Source organism: Pseudoalteromonas sp. NC201 (assembly GCF_002850255.1).
Taxonomy (GTDB): domain Bacteria; phylum Pseudomonadota; class Gammaproteobacteria; order Enterobacterales; family Alteromonadaceae; genus Pseudoalteromonas.
Window position 1 is genome coordinate 134092 of sequence record NZ_CP022522.1, and the last position, 20718, is coordinate 154809.

Annotated in this window: 14 protein-coding genes; 8 read left to right on the forward strand and 6 right to left on the reverse strand. The window is 43.6% G+C overall.

Translation table 11 applies throughout. The annotated features are described in order from the left end of the window. Window positions 1-478: 478 nt before the first annotated feature. The 7 genes from PNC201_RS00630 to PNC201_RS00660 all read left to right on the forward strand — a co-directional run bounded on the left by PNC201_RS00630 (window position 479) and on the right by PNC201_RS00660 (window position 10615). A complete protein-coding gene (locus PNC201_RS00630; protein ID WP_010604317.1) occupies window positions 479-1159 on the forward strand; it encodes a DNA-3-methyladenine glycosylase I in 681 nt (226 codons plus the stop codon). Between the two features lie 23 nt (window positions 1160-1182). Beyond that, on the forward strand, window positions 1183-2604 hold the full coding sequence (locus PNC201_RS00635; RefSeq protein WP_102055857.1) for a protein adenylyltransferase SelO: 1422 nt from the start codon (window positions 1183-1185) through the stop codon (window positions 2602-2604). Continuing rightward, entirely contained in the window at window positions 2605-4383 is a 1779-nt protein-coding gene (locus tag PNC201_RS00640) for an ABC transporter ATP-binding protein (RefSeq protein WP_102055858.1), read from the forward strand. A 151-nt stretch (window positions 4384-4534) separates the two neighbouring features. After that, entirely contained in the window at window positions 4535-5584 is a 1050-nt protein-coding gene (locus PNC201_RS00645; protein ID WP_102055859.1) for an OmpA family protein, read from the forward strand. Between the two features lie 310 nt (window positions 5585-5894). Continuing rightward, entirely contained in the window at window positions 5895-8492 is a 2598-nt protein-coding gene (gene acnB, locus PNC201_RS00650; protein WP_045989411.1) for a bifunctional aconitate hydratase 2/2-methylisocitrate dehydratase, read from the forward strand. A 245-nt stretch (window positions 8493-8737) separates the two neighbouring features. Then, window positions 8738-9370, forward strand: a complete 633-nt coding sequence (locus tag PNC201_RS00655) for a 2OG-Fe dioxygenase family protein (RefSeq protein ID WP_010604322.1) — start codon at window positions 8738-8740, stop codon at window positions 9368-9370. A gap of 9 nt (window positions 9371-9379) precedes the next feature. Further along, a complete protein-coding gene (locus PNC201_RS00660; protein ID WP_010374444.1) occupies window positions 9380-10615 on the forward strand; it encodes a cysteine desulfurase-like protein in 1236 nt (411 codons plus the stop codon). 33 nt (window positions 10616-10648) lie between these two features. Here the strand turns inward: PNC201_RS00660 and PNC201_RS00665 are convergent, their stop codons facing one another. From PNC201_RS00665 to glnA, 6 genes are all read right to left on the reverse strand, one after another. Beyond that, the gene (locus tag PNC201_RS00665) at window positions 10649-11110 is read right to left on the reverse strand and encodes a cyclic nucleotide-binding domain-containing protein (protein WP_010374445.1); all 462 of its coding nucleotides are present in this window, start codon (window positions 11108-11110) and stop codon (window positions 10649-10651) included. 125 nt (window positions 11111-11235) lie between these two features. Further along, complete coding sequence (locus tag PNC201_RS00670) at window positions 11236-12261, reverse strand: tetratricopeptide repeat protein (RefSeq protein WP_102055860.1); 1026 nt, start codon at window positions 12259-12261, stop codon at window positions 11236-11238. 145 nt (window positions 12262-12406) lie between these two features. Then, on the reverse strand, window positions 12407-13804 hold the full coding sequence (ntrC, locus tag PNC201_RS00675; protein WP_102055861.1) for a nitrogen regulation protein NR(I): 1398 nt from the start codon (window positions 13802-13804) through the stop codon (window positions 12407-12409). Then, window positions 13801-14883, reverse strand: a complete 1083-nt coding sequence (glnL, locus tag PNC201_RS00680; RefSeq protein WP_102055862.1) for a nitrogen regulation protein NR(II) — start codon at window positions 14881-14883, stop codon at window positions 13801-13803. Before glnL ends, ntrC begins: the two co-directional genes overlap by 4 nt. Before the next feature lie 547 nt (window positions 14884-15430). Continuing rightward, window positions 15431-15937, reverse strand: coding sequence for a DUF4124 domain-containing protein (locus PNC201_RS00690; RefSeq protein ID WP_010604328.1), 507 nt, complete (start codon window positions 15935-15937; stop codon window positions 15431-15433). A gap of 266 nt (window positions 15938-16203) precedes the next feature. Continuing rightward, a complete protein-coding gene (gene glnA, locus PNC201_RS00695; RefSeq protein ID WP_010604329.1) occupies window positions 16204-17610 on the reverse strand; it encodes a glutamate--ammonia ligase in 1407 nt (468 codons plus the stop codon). A gap of 924 nt (window positions 17611-18534) precedes the next feature. Here glnA and PNC201_RS00700 point away from each other — a divergent pair. Continuing rightward, window positions 18535-20718, forward strand: a complete 2184-nt coding sequence (locus PNC201_RS00700) for a penicillin acylase family protein (RefSeq protein WP_158299088.1) — start codon at window positions 18535-18537, stop codon at window positions 20716-20718.

A 20718-nucleotide genomic window follows, 5' to 3' on the forward strand; every position in this document is an offset into this window, starting at 1 on the left:
TTATATTTTACCATTGCAAATGAAAACACTTATCATTTACTGTGCGATCTTATTTTCTGTTATGGGTTCATGTCAAGTTAAATTAATACTTTTACGCAATTTTTTGCACCATATATTAACATTCTATTGTCATTACAATTACTGAGAAAGTTGCTAGCAGATTACGGTCAACATGGGCTTTATCTCTACAAGGTGAGCTTGGTGCTCTCTAACAATGGAAGTGTTTAAGTTAACAAAATGAAAACTAACTGTATGGCTGTTCGTTAGGGAGCGGTAATCACAATGTGCTTTGTTGGGTGCTTGGAAAAAAGAGTCGGCTTTGAGCTGCTCTTAATATTGATGGTGTTGGTATGATGTTAAAGGGATATCTGTCTTGTATAAGAGCAACCTGAGCAATCTACTTTTATTAAAATTAACTCACACCGCAAAGTCAGATAAGTTACCCTGTATTTGATAACAATAAAACTCGGTCATGAGCATGAAAGTATTCGAAAAAATTTATCATAGAGCTGCCGAGCGCAAAGGCTCTGAGGCGGCGCTAAAAGCTAAGCTTAACCAACCATTGAGTGCCGAATCACTATTGGCATTAAGTGATGATCAATGGCTAGAAGAATTTACTCGCAAGATTTTCCAGAGCGGGTTTTATTGGGCGGTGGTTGATAATAAGTGGGATGGCTTTAGAGAAGTATTTTGGCAATTCTCAATTGAGAAGTTGCTTATGATGTCACCTGAAATGTATGAGCAACGTAGTCAGGATGAACGGATCATTCGTAATGCTAAAAAGGTAAAAAGTATCGCTGACAATTGCCATATGATTTTTGCAGTGCAACAACAGTATGGTCGCTTTAGTGATTTCGTCGCACACTGGCCTGAAGACAATATCGTAGGTCTGTGGCTGTACTTGAAAAAGCATGGTTCGAGACTCGGTGGGAATACCGGGCCTTACGCACTTCGTGTGTTAGGTAAAGATACGTTTTTACTGAGTAAAGACGTCGAAACGGTGCTACGTGCCGAGGAGATCATAGACGGAGGCTTACAAAGTCAGAAGTCACTGCAATCGGCGCAGCAGTTTTTCAATGAAATGCGTCAATATAGCGGGCTTAGCTTACAAGAGTTAAGCCAAATTGTGTCAATGAGTGTTGGTGATAATATTCGCTAGGCGCTAAAAATAGAGATGATCGCATGGTATTTTTTCAGCCCTATCAGGGTTCTGCTCTGCTCTTTAAGGAGCAACCAGCAAGATTTAATCAGCCCACATTACTACTATCTAATACGCCGTTGCTAGTTAAGCTTGAGCTAAAGGAATACGACACTACAGCGCTTGCTGAGCTGTTAAGTGGTCAGCGCCCTTTAGGCAATATTGAACCTACGAGCTTAGCCTACAGTGGTCATCAGTTTGGGCAATTTAACCCGTTACTTGGTGATGGCCGAGCGCATTTAATTGGCGGGGTGAAGCTCGATGACGGACGTCAATACGACCTGCACTTGAAAGGCTCTGGAGCGACGCGATTTTCTCGAGGTGGTGATGGCTTTTGTGCGCTAGGACCTGCGGTACGTGAGTTTATAATGAGCCAAGCTATGGTTGGCTTGGGGGTTCCAACTACGGAATGCCTAGCTGTTGTAACCACTGGACACCATGTTTATCGTCAAGGTGAAGTACCTGGCGCAGTTGTATGTCGTGTGGCAAAAAGTCATATCCGCATCGGTACCTTGCAATATCTGGCTACACAGCAAGATAAAGATGAGCTATGGAGCCTACTTAACTTGCTGGGCGAGCAATTATTTGAGGGATTTAAAGTTGAGACCGAACAGGATGTACTCGAATTGTTCCGTGAAGTGTGTGAGCAGTTGGTTGACTTAGTTGTCGAGTGGATGCGGGTTGGCTTTATTCATGGCGTGATGAATACCGACAATATTTTACTCAGTGGTGAAACGATAGACTTTGGCCCTTGTGCAATGATGGAAAAGTTTGATTTTAACGCCGTGTTTAGCTCTATCGATCGCCAAGGCCGCTATGCGTTTGGTAATCAGCCAAACATCATGAATTGGAACTGTGCGCGACTTGCCGAGGCCTTATTGGTGTTATGGCAGGATGAGCAAGTGGGAATTGAAGCGTTTAGTCAAATTTTGGCGGAGTTTTCTGAATCGTTTAATCGCAAATACAAAGATATGTGGGCGGCTAAGCTTGGTATTGATGAATGGAGCGACGCAGACGACATTCTACTTAGTGACTTACTCAAGTTGATGACGGAGCACGAACTAGACTTTACCAATACCTTTGCGGCACTAACTAATAGCTTGCTTGGTCATCCAAACAAAGCTTTATCCGTGCCAACGGAGTTGGAGAGCTGGCTGCGACAATGGGCGCAAAGGCGTGCTCACGATGACATTGCGACTAACTTGATGAGTCAAGCTAACCCGATACTTATCCCCCGTAATGCGTTGGTGGAGGCTGAGATTGCGCTGTTTAATCAGCAAGGCATGAGTCAAACGCTAGAGGATTGGCTAACTGCGTTGACGTCGCCCTATGATTACAAAGACTATCCTGAATCGTGGATCAGCGCGTCTACACCGGCCCACTATCAAACTTTTTGTGGAACCTAAATGGCAGAACAGCAGCTTTCTTGGCAAGAAATTAAACGTAAAGTCCTTGAGCACAAACGGCCGCTTATTAAGGCACATATCATCGCCTTGTTTGCCGCGTTGGTGAGTGTCCCTATCCCTTTGATGATGCCGTTGCTGGTCGATGAAGTCTTACTAGACACACCAGGTAGAGCAGTGGCTTGGATGAACTCGGTATTGCCCGAGCAATGGCATGGCCCCAGTGGCTATATCGTGGTTATTTTGTTGGCTGTAATAACCATGCGCTTGGCCAGCTTGGTGCTAGGGGTGATGCAGTCACGCCAGTTTACTATTATTGGCAAGGACATTAGTTATCAAATCCGTGAGCGCTTACTTACGCATTTACCTAAAGTTCAACTTAAGGAGTACGAAAGTCAAGGTGGTGCAGCAATTAGCTCTCGTTGTATTACCGATGTAGAAACCTTAGATAAATTTATCAGCCAAACCTTGTCACGCTTTTTAATCGGTTTACTCACAATCATTGGCACTGCGGCGATTTTGCTTTGGATTGATTGGATGTTGGGGCTGGTGATCCTGTTGCTCAATCCGGCGGTCATCTATTTTTCTCGGCAGTTTGGCAAACATGTTAAAGAGCTGAAAAAGGAAGAGAATGCTGCATTTGAAGCATTGCAAACTTCATTAGTCGAGACGCTAGATGCTATTTCTCAACTAAAAGCCGTTCGTCGAGAGATTAACTACTTTGCACAAGTTAAAGTAGCCGCCAAAGATCTCAAACATTACGCGGTGCAGTCACAATGGAAAACGGATGCCGTTAACCGCTTAAGTTTTACTGTGTTTTTGGTGGGGTTTGAGTTTTTCCGTGCTGTCGCTATGTTTATGGTGGTGTTTTCTGACTTAACAGTCGGCCAGATATTTGCAGTATTTGGTTACCTTTGGTTCATGATGGGGCCTGTACAGGAAATTCTTGGTATTCAATATGCGTACTATGGTGCTTCGGCGGCACTTAGTAGGTTAAATCAGGTTTTTAATTTTGCGACAGAAGCACAATATCCCGCTACAAAAACCGTCTTTGATTCATCTCAGGTTGATATCAAATTTGCCAATATAGACTTCGCTTACGTTGCAGAGCAACCCGTGCTCAAGCAGGTATCTTTGCATATTCCTGCAGGGAAGAAAGTAGCGTTAGTAGCGGTGTCTGGAGGTGGTAAATCTACTTTGGTGCAATTGCTTTTGGGATTGTATGAAAAGCAAAGTGGCGAGATTCATATAAATGACACGCCAGTAGAGCAAATTGGTTACGAAGCAGTGCGAGATAATATAGTGACCGTATTGCAGCAGCCGATACTCTTTAATACCAGCATCCGTGAAAATCTAGCAATGGGACGAGAGGTATCTGACCAAGTGCTGTGGCAGGCACTCCGAGTTGCAGAGCTAGCTGATACCGTACTTGCTCTGGCTGACAAATTAGATGCGCAAGTTGGTCGCAATGGGATTAAATTGTCCGGAGGACAGAAGCAAAGGTTAGCCATTGCTAGAATGGTTGTTGCCGATCCTAAAGTGGTGGTGCTGGATGAAGCAACCTCGGCACTTGATATTGAGACTGAGGCAAAAATTCATCGCAATTTGCAAGCGTTTTTGGCTGATAGAACGACTTTGATTATTGCACATCGACTGAGCGCAATAAAACAAGCCGACTTAATTTATGTTTTAGATGATGGTGAAGTGTCCCAGTATGGAGAACATAAGGATTTGTTAAAGGAACAAGGTCTGTATCAAATCCTATTTGGTCATCAAAATTAATTCATAAATAGCAAAAATTCCTTATGTAACGTTAAGTAAACATTAATGGACGAGCTAATATTATCTATGCAACGTAATCAGTAGACGCATTTTCTGGTAGACTATCCGAGTCAATACTCAATGCGTTAACTAACAGAGATGGGAAGGAATGATGAAAATTAAAACTTTGAGCTTACTAGTTGCGATGGCAGTAACAGCCAATGCAAATGCAAACACCACTGAACCTACTGAAGGTGTATATCTTGGTGTATTCGGTGATTACTATGATGCTGACTGGCAAAATCACCGTGATATGGCTGGCTTAGACGTAGAAGAGTCTACTGGTTGGGGTGCTGAAATCGGCTACCGTTTTGATAAATATTGGAGTGGTCGTCTTGAGTATGCAGACATGGATTTTGATCTTGGTGGGATCAGCAATGGTTCACTAGACGCAGAGCGTTATGGTATCGATGGTTTATATCACTTTGATGGTGGCCCATTCTATGGTCTAGTGGGTATCAAAAAGATGAATCTGGACGTCATTTCAGACAACACTTTTGCTAACGTTGGTGCTGGTGTTCGTCACTACTTCACCGATCACTTGTTCGTGAATGCAGAAGCGGCAGTTTACCAAGGCTTAGAAGCAGGTTTTACTGATGTTGGCGGTAAAATTGGTATCAACTACTCATTCGGTAGCACGGCTAAAACGGAAGAAGTTGCACCTGCTCCGGCACCTGTAGTTGCAGAAGCACCACAAGACAGTGATAAAGACGGTGTAGTGGACAGCGAAGACAAATGTGCTAATACACCAATGACGGATGCTGTTGATGCGTCAGGTTGTACTTTATATGAAACGAATGAAGACAAAGTAAATCTACTTGTTCGTTTCCCGCACGATGATGCTTCTTTCTCACAGCAATATGTTGATGATATCAACGCGGTTGCTAAGTTCTTAAAAGAACATAAAAATGCAGATGTAGTGATTGAAGGTCACGCATCAGCAGTAGGTGATGCGGATTATAACCAAAAGCTTTCTGAGCGCCGCGCGAAAAACGTTGCTGAGAAACTCGTAGATATGGGTATTGATTCAATGCGTATTACCACAGTAGGCTACGGTGAAGAGCGTTTGAAAAACCCAGCTAATACGCTTGAAGCGCATGCTGAAAACCGTCGCGTAGAAGCGCACGTTTCTTCTAAAGAGAAAGTAAAAGTTAAGCGTTAATTTTTACTTAACTTATGCAAAAAGGCTCCTTCGGGAGCCTTTTTTAATCCTACCAAGCGTACCTTTTCGCAAAATTAAAATGATTCTCGTTTGACTAATATTCATCAAAATATACTTGTTTCGGTATGCTTATTCATTGTATTTATAGTGACTATAAGGCGAGGTATCGCATGCAAGATTTTCATCTATACTCAAAGACCTTATAATTGTTCATTATATTTTATGGTCAAGGGAATGGTTCAGCCGATTGCATCAATAATCGCAGCCAGATCATTTACTTGTCTGTCCACGTCACCAAGAGGGCAATATTGTGCTTCAAGAATATCGTAAACACGTAGAAGAGCGTGCCGCGCAAGGTATCGTGCCTAAGCCGTTAGACGCGCAGCAAACTGCTGACCTTATCGAATTACTAAAAACTCCACCTGCAGGTGAAGAAGAGTTCATCGTTGATCTATTTATCAACCGTGTACCGCCAGGTGTAGATGATGCCGCTTACGTAAAAGCAGGCTTTTTGGCTGCAGTAGCGAAAGGCGAAGCTGAATCACCACTCATTTCAAAAGAGTATGCAGCTGAACTACTTGGCACTATGCTTGGTGGTTACAACATCGCGCCTATGATCGACCTACTAGACGACGCAGCACTTGCACCTATCGTTGCTAAGGGTTTATCTCATACACTACTGATGTTTGACGCATTCTACGATGTAGAAGAAAAAGCAAAAGCAGGCAATGAGTTTGCTAAGCAAGTGATTGAGTCATGGGCAAATGCAGAATGGTTTCTTGAGAAGCCAGCCGTTGCAGACAAGATTTCAGTGACTGTATTCAAAGTAACGGGTGAGACAAATACAGATGACTTGTCTCCAGCACCAGATGCTTGGTCTCGTCCAGATATCCCATTACACGCACTGGCTATGCTTAAAAACGAGCGTGACGGTATCAACCCTGATAAGCCAGGTGAAGTAGGTCCAATTGCACAACTGGAAGCGCTTAATGGTAAAGGTTTACCGCTAGCGTACGTAGGTGACGTTGTTGGTACAGGCTCATCTCGTAAATCTGCAACTAACTCCGTACTTTGGTTCATGGGTGATGACATTCCATTCGTACCAAACAAGCGCGTTGGCGGTGTGTGTCTAGGTGGTAAAATCGCGCCAATCTTCTTCAATACCATGGAAGATTCAGGTGCACTACCGATTGAGCTTCCAGTTGACGAACTAAACATGGGCGACCAAATCGACATCTTCCCATACGAAGGTGTGGTTAAGCGTCACGGTACTGACGAAGTTATCTCAACGTTCTCACTGAAATCAGACGTAATTCTTGATGAAGTACGTGCTGGTGGCCGTATTCCACTGATCATCGGTCGTGGTCTAACTGATAAAGCTCGTGCTTCACTAGGCCTAGAAGCTGAAGATATCTTCCGTAAGCCTAAGTTAGTGGCTGATTCTGGTAAAGGCTTTACGCTTGCACAGAAGATGGTTGGTAAAGCATGTAACATGGCAGGTGTACGCCCAGGTCAATACTGTGAGCCAACAATGACAACAGTAGGTTCTCAGGATACTACGGGTCCAATGACGCGTGATGAGCTTAAAGATCTTGCTTGTCTTGGCTTCTCTGCTGACCTTACAATGCAGTCATTCTGTCATACCTCAGCTTATCCTAAGCCAATCGATGTAAACACACACCACACACTTCCTGATTTCATCATGAACCGTGGCGGTGTATCACTACGCCCTGGTGACGGTGTTATCCACTCATGGCTAAACCGTATGCTACTTCCAGATACAGTAGGTACAGGTGGTGACTCACATACTCGTTTCCCGTTAGGTATTTCATTCCCAGCCGGTTCAGGTGCAGTAGCGTTTGCAGCAGCAACGGGCGTAATGCCGTTGGATATGCCTGAGTCAATCCTTGTTCGTTTTAAAGGTGAAATGCAGCCGGGTATCACATTACGTGACCTAGTACACGCTATCCCTTACTATGCAATCCAGCAAGGTCTATTGACGGTTGAGAAAAAAGGTAAGATCAACGAATTCTCTGGTCGCATCCTTGAAATCGAAGGTGTTGAGCATTTAACGGTTGAGCAAGCGTTCGAATTATCTGACGCATCTGCAGAGCGTAGTGCGGCAGGTTGTACTGTTAAGCTTTCACAAGCGTCTATCGAAGAGTACCTAAACTCTAATATCGTGATGCTTAAGTGGATGATCTCTGAAGGCTATGGTGATGTACGTACCATTGAGCGTCGTATCACTAAGATGGAAGAGTGGCTAGCGAATCCTGAGCTAATGACTGCTGACGCGGATGCAGAATACGCGCACACCATTGAGATTGATCTTGCTGATATCAAAGAGCCAATCCTTTGTGCACCAAATGACCCTGATGACGCTCGTCTACTTTCAGCGGTAACTGGTGAGAAGATCGACGAAGTATTCATCGGCTCTTGTATGACTAACATCGGTCACTTCCGTGCAGCTGGTAAACTACTGGATAATTTCGGTGGTCGTCTACCAACGCAACTATGGGTTGCTCCACCAACGAAGATGGACCGCGATCAGTTAACTGACGAAGGTTACTACGGTATTTACGGTCGTGTAGGTGCACGTATCGAAACTCCAGGATGTTCACTATGTATGGGTAACCAGGCACGTGTTGCTGATAAAGCAACGGTTGTTTCTACCTCGACTCGTAACTTCCCTAACCGTTTAGGTACGGGTGCAAACGTATTCCTTGCATCAGCAGAGCTTGCAGCGGTAGCTGCTATTCTTGGTAAACTACCAACACCTGCTGAATATCAAGAGTATGCAGAGAAGATCAATGCAACGGCTGCGGACACTTACCGTTACTTGAACTTCCATAAGATGCCTCAGTACACTAAAAAGGCAGACTCAGTGATCATTCAACAAGCGGTTTAATTACTCGCTCTAGAATACATTGAAAGAAAAAAGCCAGCGCATGCTGGCTTTTTTTATGCACATAAAGCACTCAAGTTAAATGGTGTTATCAAGCATTATTTTAAATCTAGATAAGTAATCTATTAAAGTGGCTATAAGTGGGTTTTTATTGCGTTTTGCTTGTTAAAATCCCGTTTTTTTAAACAGTAATTTTCTCTGGTTTTATTAGAATTGTCGGCAAATTCTCATCAATGGGCGAGAGGATCATGACAACAGTAAACAACCAGAATTTATTACAACTACGCTTTTTACCGCAGTCACATATCGACGCAGTTAAGCCTTTCTTCAATCAACTTCCAGATAACCCTTATGCCGATGGTGCATTCAGAAAGCGCCGCTATTCAGTGGTTAAATTCACTGACGGTGAAGTGACATTGCAGCCGACTAAGGCTTTCGTGCAAGACGACTCAATTAATACTTTCCAAGGTAATATTGAGCGTGTTTACGAAAACCTTGAGCAGGACATGTTAAACACCGATGGCTTTAAGCATATGCTTGCTGAATTTAAAGCCATGACGGGAATTGCAGATGATACCAGCATAGAAGTGCATCAGTTTCGCATGTTAGCGATTGAAAGCGATACCCCTCCTGCGCCAGAAGGTGTGCACCAAGATGGCTTTGACCATGTCTGTGTCTGCGGTGTTTCTCACGAAAATATTGCTGGTGGCGAGCTATTGGTTTATGAGCACAAAGAAGCTGAGCCCTGTTTCAAAATGGAAATCAAAGATGGTTTATTTGCACTGGTGAATGACCGTGAAGTGTGGCATAACGCAACACCGATGAACAAGCTAGATGCCGAGCAAGTCGGTTACCTAGACTGCTTCGTATTTACAGCCTAAGAGGGTAGTATGGATTTAAATCAAGTGCGTCGTCAGTTCCCTGCGCTTATGCAAAGTATTGGTGGAGCCGCGCCAATTTTCCTTGATGGTCCGGGTGGCTCTCAAGTACCGCAATCCGTATTGAGCGCGATGTCTGCTTACCTTGGTTATTTTAACTCTAACTTAGGTGGTGCATTTTTCTCGAGCGATAAGACCGTCAGTTTGATGAGTGAAGCGCGCCAAGCGGTTGCGGACTTACTCAATGCGCCAAGTGCAGATCAAATTGTATTTGGTGCCAACATGACTAGCTTAACCTTTAGCTTTAGCCGTGCGCTATCTCGCGAATGGCAAGCAGGTGATGAAGTTATTGTGACCAATGCCGATCACTATTCAAACGTTTCTTCATGGCGTCAAGCTGCCGAAGATAAAGGTGCGACGGTACATGCGGTGCGTATTAATGAAACCGATTGCACGCTTGATCTTGCGCATTTTGAATCACTACTAAATGCCAAGACTAAGTTAGTTGCGGTGACGTATGCATCGAATACAACGGGCTCAATCAACGATATCAAACGCATTGTGGAGCTTGCGCACCAAGTTGGTGCATTGGTATATGTTGATGCTGTGCATTATGCACCTCATGAGCTAATCGATGTACAAGGTTTGGATTGCGACTTCCTTGCGTGCTCTGCTTATAAGTTCTTTGGTCCGCATGTGGGCATTGTTTATGGTAAGCGTGAGCATTTAGAAGGTTTTACTCCGTATAAGGTGGAGCCGGCAAAAGACATTATCCCAGGCCGCTGGGAAACTGGTACGCAGAGTTTCGAAGGACTAGCGGGTGTTGTTGCGGCGATTGACTACATTGCTTCACTTAGCGAGATGAGTGTAGATGCACCACGCCGTGAGAAACTGGTTGAGGCGTTTGCACGCACAAAAGCGCATGAGATGCAGCTTAGCCAGCACTTCTTAACGCGTTTAGCCGAATTTAAAAAGATTAAACTTTTTGGTATCGAGTCACGTGAGCGACTCGCTGAGCGTACACCAACGTTTGCTTTGACATTTGATGGCATCGAGCCACGTACCGTGTCGGAATTCTTAGGTAAAAAGCACATGTGCGTATGGGATGGTAATTTCTACGCCCAAGGGCTTTGCGAGCAGCTAGGGGTGATGGATAAAGGTGGGGTTGTTCGCATCGGTTGTATGCATTACAACACCATAGAAGAACTAGATAGCTTGTTTGATGCATTCAGTGAGTTGTTAGCATAATACAAAGTGGGAGCTACGGCTCCCACTGCTCATTTAGGTTTCTTGCCCTTCAATAAATGCATTGAGCTTAGCAATGCGATGGCTCATACCTTCAATGAGCTTATCTTTGATTTTTTCCCGGATCACATTAGGCAAGCGTGTTAATGCATCTGGGGTTATCGCCAATATGATGCTGTCTTTTAACGCTTGTGCGCTAGTGCTGCGTTCTCGGTTAGTGATAAATGCACCTTCACCTAAAAACTCTCCAGGACCAACTTTACCTAAATCATGGGCCGCATCTTGTTTAAAAATCAAAAACTCACCGCTTAATACAATATACAGGCGATTGTCTTTTTCAAAGCGTTTGAAAGCATGACGCTCTTGTTGCACCAGATATAAGTGACCAAAAGACTCAAGCAACACCTGGCGCTCGGCAAGCGTAAACTCTTTAAAAAAAGCTAAGCGATTGATGATCTCTAGTTGTTTAAACAGTGGGACATTTTCAAGTAACTTCATGCAACCCATTCGGTAATCAAATTTATTCATGAATATTGCGTGCTTTTGACTTTCTCGTCAATGATTACCCCCCATTTGCAGGTTGATTCTGAGGTATGAATACAAGCTGCTGTGAATAAATCAACTCACCAGTTGCAGTTGAGTAACTTTTTGACCCACACAGGATCTGCTTTTGAACTACTCAGTGAAAACGCGTTTTGCTTAAATGCTGATGCATCTAGACGCACATTCATTGGTATAGCTAAGTGTGTTTTTAATAATCGCTTCAAGCCTAAGTCATCTATTTTCAAAAAAGATGCCGCTAACTTGGCTTTTTCTGATCCGTTGAGGTGGCTTCCTTGGGAAAACGCCTGTCCTGCTTTTATCCAGTCAAGATAAGCCGATCGAGACTCATTTAAGTAATCCTCTGTTAGTGCTTGTAATCTAGGCTGGAGGCGTTGATAAAGGGCTTCATCTTTGCTTAACACCGCGACGAGTAGAAGATTGAGACCGGAATTTAAAACGGCTGACTTGACTGTGGCTAGCTGGAAAAGTTCAAAAGCATGCTGAAGGGCTGATTTTGCATCTGTTAAGCTATTGGCATCTAGATGCAGCACCCCTAAGTTGTTGTAGATAGAAGCCATGGCTATATTATCAGGGAGTTGCTCTGCGACCTTGATTGCTTGAGCGTAAATGGCGCTTGCTTTTGGGTATCGTCCTTGTTCTCTGAGTGTATTTGCTTGTCCATTTAATACCCTCAGCTGTTGCTTCAAATTAGTTGTGTATTTAAGTGCGCAAGTATAGGCTTGTGTGGCGTCTTCCAGGCGATTTGCACGTCTAAGCAAAGTTGCGGATAAAAAGGTGATTTGGAAAAGCTCGCCTCGAAACTCAGCAGTCTGAGAAAGCTCAAAAAGCCGTGCCACAGGCTGTTGCGCAACATCATTGTTTCGCAGCAGCATTAGTGCTGTAGCTTCTAAAAGCTGTCTTTTGATATATTGAGCTTTATTCGTTTGCCTGTCTGGCTCAACCTGCTGAATGATTTGTAAAGCACGAGCAGGGTCTTTGTTGAGAAAATACTCGGCTCTATCATATTCATAGGTATGCTCTACCTTAGCTTCTCCTGCACCTAAAGCACTTGAGATTATTATTAAAGCGACTATAAAAGATGACACACTAGCACTATTTAACTGGACCTAACTTAGAGAGTGTAGACTGTTCTGATGGATTTTTAAAGTCACTTATATATCATTAGGTTAAGTTATTTTTCTGACTTGATTGCTGCCCACGTAGCGGAACTATGTGACTCAAGCAATCGAGTCAGTCCTGAATATTTCTCTCTTTTAGTTTTCTGGTCAATGTATTGCGTCCCCAGCCTATCTTTAACGCCGCATCTTGCTTATGACCATGACAGGCATTGAGTGCGGATTTGATCAGTCGTGTTTCTAATTGTGCCTGTACATCGGGCCAAATATGGTCTTTTCCTTTACGTAACTCTGAGTCTAACCAAGTTTGGAATGCGTCCAGCCAATTGCCATGCTCTAAGGCGTCAATCTGTTGTGGCTTTTCTAGCTCTTCGGGCAGATCCGCAGGGGTGACAAGTTCACCCGGGGCCATTACCGTTAACCAACGGCAGGTGTTTTCCAATTGCCTAACGTTGCCAGGCCAATGATACGCCTGCATTTTTTGCAGAGCATGTTTGGAGATGATTTTTGGCTCGGCTTTTAGCTCCTTTGCGCTTTTTGCAAGAAAGTGATCGCACAGGGCGGCGATATCTTCAGGGCGTTCACGTAAGGCTGGTAGTTTTAACCTGACGACATTGAGGCGGTGAAATAAGTCTTCACGGAATTTACCTTGCTTGACCAGTGTCTCTAAGTCTTGATGGGTAGCCGCGACGATACGGACATCGACTTTCACACTGTTGTGGCCACCAACCCGATAAAACTCACCATCGGCGAGTACGCGCAATAGCCGAGTCTGCACGTCCAGTGGCATATCACCGATTTCATCTAAAAATAGGGTGCCGCCATCGGCTTGCTCAAAGCGGCCACGGCGCATGCTGTCAGCGCCAGTAAAAGCGCCTTTTTCATGGCCGAACAACTCAGACTCGACGAGATCTTTGGGAATGGCGGCCATATTGAGCGCGATAAAAGAAGCCTCTTTGCGCGGGCTGTGATTGTGCAGTGCGCCTGCCACAAGCTCTTTACCCGTACCAGATTCGCCGTTAATCAATACACTCATGCTTGAAGCGGAAAGTTTACCGATGGCGCGGAACACTTCCTGCATCGCTGGGGCTTCACCAATAATGTCGGGGCTATTGGCTTTTTCACTTTGGCGCTTTTGCTTTTTAGTTTGCTGGCCTGCACGAAATGCACGTTGCACAAGGGAAATGGCCTCGTTTAAGTCGAAAGGTTTGGCGAGATATTCAAACGCCCCTTTTTTAAATGCGTTGACCGCAGAGTCCAAGTCCGAGTGCGCGGTCATAATGATCACCGGCAAGTTTGGGTAGAGCCCTGCAATTTTATCTAACAAGGCCATGCCATCGATACCTGGCATACGTACATCTGAGATCAGCACCGCGGGTTGCTCATATTCAAGCGCGGTCAATACATCTTGACCACTGGCGAAGCTCTCGGTTTCAAACTCAGCTCGCTTTAATGCCTTTTCTAAAACAAATCGGATTGAAGCGTCATCATCGACTAACCAAACTGATTTCATTGCACGTTTCCTGTTTCGGTGTTGTCAAAGGGAAGGTAGATACTGAACTCAGTGTGTCCTGGCCAACTATCGCATTCGATAAATCCTTGGTGTTGCTCTACCAAAGTTTGCGCGATAGAGAGCCCAAGTCCAGAGCCTCCTTCTTTATTCGTGATCATCGGAAAGAACAATGTCTCTTTTACCTCATCGGCGATCCCTGGACCGTTGTCGCTGATACGGATGAGTAATGCTTTTTTCAATAGTCGCTCACCATGATGAAGACGGTGTTTAATGCGCGTTGTTATGGTGATCGTACCGTCATGCTGTAGCGCTTGTTGAGCATTGCGTAGCATATTCAGCAGAACCTGCTGAATTTTGGCTTGATCTATCACGATAGCCGGAATACTGGGATCATAATCTTTTACCAAGGTGATATCGGCATCGCGCTCCAAGGTGGTTAACTTTATCACCGATTCTAACGCCTGATGGATATTACACGGCTCTTTTTGTGGTAACTGATTGGGTCCAAGCAATCTATCTACCAACTCGCGCAATCTATCTGCTTGCTCAATAATGAGCGTGGCACATTCTTCCCGTTCTTGTTGATCAGTTTCGTACTGCAATAATTGCGCCGCACCGCGGATCCCACCAAGTGGATTTTTTATTTCATGAGCAAGACCACGAATGAGATTTCGAGCTGCTTGAAATTGGTGCATTTGATTGGATGCTTGGTCATAACGCAGGGCATCATCAACACGGCGACATTCCACTAAAATGAACGCCTCTTCTGCAAGGTAAACTCGTCTGGCATGCAGACTTAGTGTCGCAACACGATTATCTACAAATACCACGTCTACCCTGTGTTGCTGGCAGTCTACACCATCTTGTAGCACGTATTTAGAGAGCCGTGGCAAGTCTATATGATGATGATTAAACACACTATCAATCGCCAGTCCAACAAGCCGTTTAGTGCTGAGTCCCAGTAGTTCACTACTGCTGTAATTGGCATAGTGGATCATTAAATTTTGATCGAGCACTAAAATCGCGGTTGAGAGAGATTGCCAAACTTTATCCAAGTCAATCGAGTTATGTTGATCCATATATGTTCACCGTGCACCAATGTGGTGCAATGAGAATAGCATAGCTTTGCATCCATTGGATTAAATTATTACCTGAGCTCAGAAACTAGGGGTTTTCGAACTCGTATCCTAAACTTGGTATTAATAAAGCATGCCAACTTTAAGGTGCCCACATTATTAATGCTTTGTGTCAAAAAATACATCTAGCTTGTGCTTGCGGGGGGAGCCTTTTTGTCACGTTCTGCATGAGTGGTTGTGACTTTCAAGGCGCTAGGAATGTTACCGAGTATACGGGTTGCTTTCCTCCTCACACCGCTAATTTACATCGGGCTACGAATGGCGAGAAAACCACCCTTACAGGCGTAATACGGGTCGTTCAACCTAACTGGCGAGATAAATATCTACTGCAAACAAAGGCTGAAGTCTACTATCAAATCCAGGTGGGTGAGCAAAGGTTGTGGATTGAACACAATGAAATGTCGAGTTTGGCCTCCTCAATAGCAGGAGGGATGAGTATGGTGTGTTTGCAACTACTGGTTAAAAGTCAGTGTAGGTAAGCAATATCGCTCTAATTATTCACGGTATTGCGGTGCAAAAAGAACTTATGAGCATCGCTTTGGGCGACTAACATACCTTTTTGATTAAACACTTTCATAACCAAAGAATGCTCGCCACGATTGATACCACGCAAAGAAAACTGAGTATTACTTTGTTTTGGCCCTGTGGCTGTTCCATTGAGAAAGAGTTGCACGCTTAAACCTTGGGTAAATCTTGGTTCTATGGTGCCAGTTACGTATACACTGCCACTATTATCACGGATTGTTTGCTCATGCTCAGGAGAAGTGATTTTAGCTGTATATTGAATCGTTGGTGTTGTATCCGTTTGTTCGAGAATTTTAGTATCAACACTTGGCATGGTTAAAGCGCTGGCGTTGAGTTTGACTTCTTTTGAACCAGGTTGCGGTACATCCGAATAGACCCAATGGCCGTTTTTATCTTTCCAGCGATAGATTTTTGGATTGGACTCTGCTGCAGCATCAATGCTTGTTAGGGTTAGCGTCATGCTAACCGACATTATAAGAAACCACTGACGCACCACAACTCTCCACAGTAAACTACTGTTCATACTTTAGTATAGTGTTGTTGGAATTGCGAGTTACAAATGAGTAACTCCGATAATAAATTTATTCGAGATATTTAATTTAACCTTTTGAATTAAATTAAAAAAGCCCGTAATTACGGGCTTGAGAACACATATGATTAAGAGTGCCAGAAACGCATAATGAGTTTTGGCTCTACAAGCTCAATACCGCGGTACTGAGCGTAGTAGTCTGTTAGCGATTAAACGCTGTAGTACATTTCGAACTCAACTGGGTGAGTTGTCATGTTTAATTTTTCAACTTCTTTCGACTTAAGTGTGATGTACGCATCGATTAGGTCGTCAGTGAATACGCCACCTTGAGTTAAGAACTCACGGTCAGCATCTAGAGAAGCAAGCGCTTCGTCAAGTGATGCTGCAACTGTTGGGATTTCTGCTGCTTCTTCCGCTGGTAGGTCGTACAAATCTTTGTCCATTGCATCGCCAGGGTGGATCTTGTTGCGGATACCGTCAAGACCAGCCATCAACTGCGCTGCGAAAGCTAGGTATGGGTTCGCCGCAGGATCTGGGAAGCGTACTTCGATACGACGACCCTTTTCTGATGGGATCACCGGGATACGGATTGATGCTGAGCGATTACGTGCTGAGTATGCAAGCATAACTGGCGCTTCAAACCCTGGTACTAGACGCTTATAAGAGTTTGTTGCTGGGTTAGTGAATGCATTGATTGCTTTAGCATGCTTAATGATACCACCAATGTAGTAAAGCGCTTCTTCAGATAGACCGCCGTACTTGTCGCCTGCGAAGATGTTCTTGCCGTCTTTAGCAAGTGATTGGTGGCAATGCATGCCTGAACCGTTATCACCAACGATTGGCTTAGGCATAAAGGTTGCTGTCTTACCGTATAGGTGAGCCATGTTGTGGATAACGTACTTCATCTCTTGGATTTCGTCTGCTTTAGTTACCATAGTATTAAAGCGAGTCGCAATCTCATTTTGACCAGCAGTTGCTACTTCGTGGTGGTGCGCTTCAACAACGTGGCCCATCTCTTCAAGTACTAAACAAGTAGCTGCACGCCAATCATTAGACGAATCTACCGGCGCTACTGGGAAGTAACCACCTTTTACGCCAGGACGGTGACCTGTGTTACCACCTTCGTAGTCTTTGTCTGAGTTCCAAGCCGCTTCTTCAGCATCGATTTTGTACATTGAGCCAGACATGTCAGTTTTAAATTTAACATCGTCAAACAAGAAGAACTCTGGCTCTGGACCGAATAATACGGTGTCTGCAATACCCGTTGAACGCATGAACTCTTCAGCGCGTTTAGCTACTGAACGTGGGTCACGCTCGTAACCCTGGTGTGTGTTTGGTTCAACCACGTCACAACGAACGATAAGCGTTGTTTCTTCTGCGAATGGGTCTAGCTTAGCACTTTCTGCATCAGGCATAAGTACCATGTCAGATTCGTTGATGCCTTTCCAACCAGCGATAGATGAGCCGTCAAACATTTTGCCGTCTTCAAAGAAGTCTTCATCGGCTTGATGATGTGGGATCGATACGTGTTGTTCTTTACCTTTTGTATCTGTGAAACGTAAGTCAACAAATTTTACGTCGTGCTCTTTAATAAAATCTAAAACCGATTGTGACATGTGTCCTCCGACTCGTTGGGTTATTTTTTGCTGCAATGTACTGCAATTGCACCTTGATAAGCGTTAATCGTGCCAATTGTTTAACTGTTTGATTTTTAATGGTTTATTTAAATTCACTGATCTGTGAACGGATGTTTTGCACTAAATTGGTGCGTAAGTGTTCCATGGTGGTGCGTAATATTTTTCCTGACAACGACACTTTCCATTTCTGTTGTAGTTGATATTGATTAAATGCTCAAGGTATCAAGATACCGAATAGCTAAAAATTGCTCGAGTATATTCAGTTGTCTGCACTAATGGTGGTCTGGTATTGAGCAGAAAATTGAAATTAATTTCTAAATTTATAGAAAAAATACATTCTAAATATTGCATATAAAGCACCTTTCTTTAGGTATTTAATCGAAACTTTTCTTTGCTCATTAACTGCTTCTTAGATTAATTTTTACATCTTTTGTTTATATACGCTAACACCAAAGAGCCCGCATTTTATAGGCGACTTTTTGTTCACCATTTATTTGTCTGTATTTAGGTGAATGATACTGCATGTGAGGAAGTTGTATGTACATTATGCAATTTTGTATTTCTCAATTGTGTCCTGTGTGTTAATTGTGTTAATCGAGTTAATTTTTGTTTTGTTTTTTGTGTTGATCAGTTTCATTTTTTGGGTACTATGTACCTGATATTAATAAGTTGAGTCTAATGTTAAAGGGGCTACTTGATGCACTCTAATAGGCTAAATTTTCGTTTGTTACTGTTGATATGCAAGGAAGAAGTAAGGTGTTTTCTCGAGAGTCATTAGCATTAAGATTTGTTATTTTAGTATTTATTCCCCTCCTTATAATCATCTCTTATTTTTACTTAGACGAGAGAGAAACTTTACCTCTGGATAATATCACATTAAGCGATAGCGCTTTGAGTAACAAAGTGAGTATCTCTAGAGATAAGTACGGAGTTCCAAATATAAGCGCGAAAAGTGATCATGATGCTTTTTTCGCTATGGGATATGTTCAAGCTCAAGATCGGCTTTGGCAAATGGAGTTACAGCGCCGACTAATTAAAGGTACTTTGAGTGAGGTCTTTGGAGCATCAACAATTGAGCGTGATAAATATATGCGTACTTTGGGGCTTGCTGATGCTGCAAAAGAGGCGCTAAAAAGTTTAGGGAAGCGGGAAAAAGGCATCTTAGTTGCCTTCTCTGAGGGAGTGAATGCGTATATCAGAGATTCTGAAAACCTACCAATTGAGTTTAGGGTTTTTGGTGTCGTTGCTTCAAATTGGTCTCCTGAAGATTCATTAATGGTAGGTAAGCTACTTTCTTACTCTCTGAGTTTTGCTGCTAATTATGAACGGGCCAGAGTACAAGCTGCCGCTAAATTACCAGTGGACTATTTACACTCAATCTATCCAGAGCTTAATGATCAGCAATCTTTATCAGAGGATATATCACGTGTCGCTAAATTGGATGAGACGTTAAGCCAGTTAGCGAGTATCGAAGAAGCTTTATTGCTAGAGCATGGGATTGGAGGCAAATTTGCCGGGAGTAACGCTTGGGCAATTTCTGGGGAGTTAAGTGCTTCGGGCGATGCGATGTTGGCGAATGATCCTCATCTCTCTTTCCAAATGCCTTCATTATGGTATCGAGCGTCTTTGTTAGGCGGCGAAGTAAACGCATCAGGTATGACCATTCCAGGATTGCCTGTAATTGTATTTGGACATAATGCTCATATTGCTTGGGGCGGTACTAACATGCCCGCGGATACGCAAGATTTGGTCATAGTGGACCTTAATCGAGGAGGGAATTCTGCAGGAGAGAAAATTGTTCAAAGGGTAGAGGAGATCGCGGTTAAGGCTGACTTCCCAGCTCAATTTAGAAAAGCCCCAGAGACTATAAAACATACGGTTGCACAATCAAAATATGGGCCTATTCTAGATTATAGTGCTGGCGCGTCTCATGGGTATGCACTGAGATGGACAGCTTTAAATGACAGTGATACTTCTATTTCTGCCTTGATCGACCTGAATTATGCTTCTAATTGGGAAGAGTTCAGGAATGCGCTCCAGCTTCTTATCACGCCGACAATCAATTTTGTTTACGCAGATCGCCTAGGCAATATAGGCCTCAATAGCGCGGGTAAAGTTCCGCTTCGCAAAAAACATTCTGGAGCCATACCTGTTAATCAGTATGAGTTTGAATGGACTGGGTACATTCCTTGGGAAAGTATGCCAACGGAATTCAACCCTAAAAAAGGCTATATCATTAATGCCAACCAAAAACATGTCTCTGAGGATTATCCTTACTTCATTTCTATGGACTGGGCTCCTTCATATAGAGCGGAACGTATAGCATCTCTTATAGAAGGTGAGTTAAAGCGAGGACACAAACTTTCCATCGATACTTTCCGGAGTATTCAAGGTGATGTACTTGACTTAGGAGCGATAGATCTACTCAACCTTCTTAGAAATGACTATCCAAATCTGAAGCCTTTACTTGGTGAGCTACTACATTGGGACGGAGATTATAAATCTGACCCTGACGTTGGTGCTATATACCAAGTCATGATCAGAAATTTAAAAGTCAAATTATTCCATTCACAAAGTCTTGCTACACAATTTGGTGGCGGGCTAACCGCATCTAGTCTAACCGACAAACAGTTATTGCTCGCCTTACAAGACCATGAATTATGGTGTTCTGACACTTCAGAAAAATGTACAGATGAAATTAGGGATTCCTATCAAGCGACTTTAGTTGAACTTGAGCGTAAGTTTGGCGCTAGGCCGTGGTCATGGGGAGAGCTTGCGCCGAGAACTTTCGCGCATCAACCCTTTAGTGAAGCGGACTTTTCGAGACGAATTTTTGAGCGGCAGATCACTGGAGCTGGTTCATTAGATACCGTGAATGCCGCCGGTTATCGGTTTGATAGTGCTGATGGATATGAGCAGATATTTGGTGCTGGGTTTCGCCAAATTATGGTGTCGAGTAAGCAGGAAGGGTTTAAGTCTTGGTACATCAATTCAACGGGTCAGTCCGGCAATATCATGAGCCCACACTATGATGACATGATCGACTTATATGAAAGTAATCAATTAGTTACTGAAACACCGCAATAA

Excerpts from the sequence above, each read along its gene's own strand:
- PNC201_RS00630 (WP_010604317.1), top strand. The coding sequence starts at position 479 with ATGAAAGTATTCGAAAAAATTTATCATAGAGCTGCCGAGCGCAAAGGC.
- PNC201_RS00635 (WP_102055857.1), top strand. The coding sequence starts at position 1,183 with ATGGTATTTTTTCAGCCCTATCAGGGTTCTGCTCTGCTCTTTAAGGAG.
- PNC201_RS00640 (WP_102055858.1), top strand. The coding sequence starts at position 2,605 with ATGGCAGAACAGCAGCTTTCTTGGCAAGAAATTAAACGTAAAGTCCTT.
- PNC201_RS00645 (WP_102055859.1), top strand. The coding sequence starts at position 4,535 with ATGAAAATTAAAACTTTGAGCTTACTAGTTGCGATGGCAGTAACAGCC.
- PNC201_RS00655 (WP_010604322.1), top strand. The coding sequence starts at position 8,738 with ATGACAACAGTAAACAACCAGAATTTATTACAACTACGCTTTTTACCG.
- PNC201_RS00660 (WP_010374444.1), top strand. The coding sequence starts at position 9,380 with ATGGATTTAAATCAAGTGCGTCGTCAGTTCCCTGCGCTTATGCAAAGT.
- PNC201_RS00665 (WP_010374445.1), bottom strand. The coding sequence starts at position 11,110 with ATGAAGTTACTTGAAAATGTCCCACTGTTTAAACAACTAGAGATCATC.
- ntrC (WP_102055861.1), bottom strand. The coding sequence starts at position 13,804 with ATGAAATCAGTTTGGTTAGTCGATGATGACGCTTCAATCCGATTTGTT.
- glnL (WP_102055862.1), bottom strand. The coding sequence starts at position 14,883 with ATGGATCAACATAACTCGATTGACTTGGATAAAGTTTGGCAATCTCTC.
- PNC201_RS00690 (WP_010604328.1), bottom strand. The coding sequence starts at position 15,937 with ATGTCGGTTAGCATGACGCTAACCCTAACAAGCATTGATGCTGCAGCA.
- glnA (WP_010604329.1), bottom strand. The coding sequence starts at position 17,610 with ATGTCACAATCGGTTTTAGATTTTATTAAAGAGCACGACGTAAAATTT.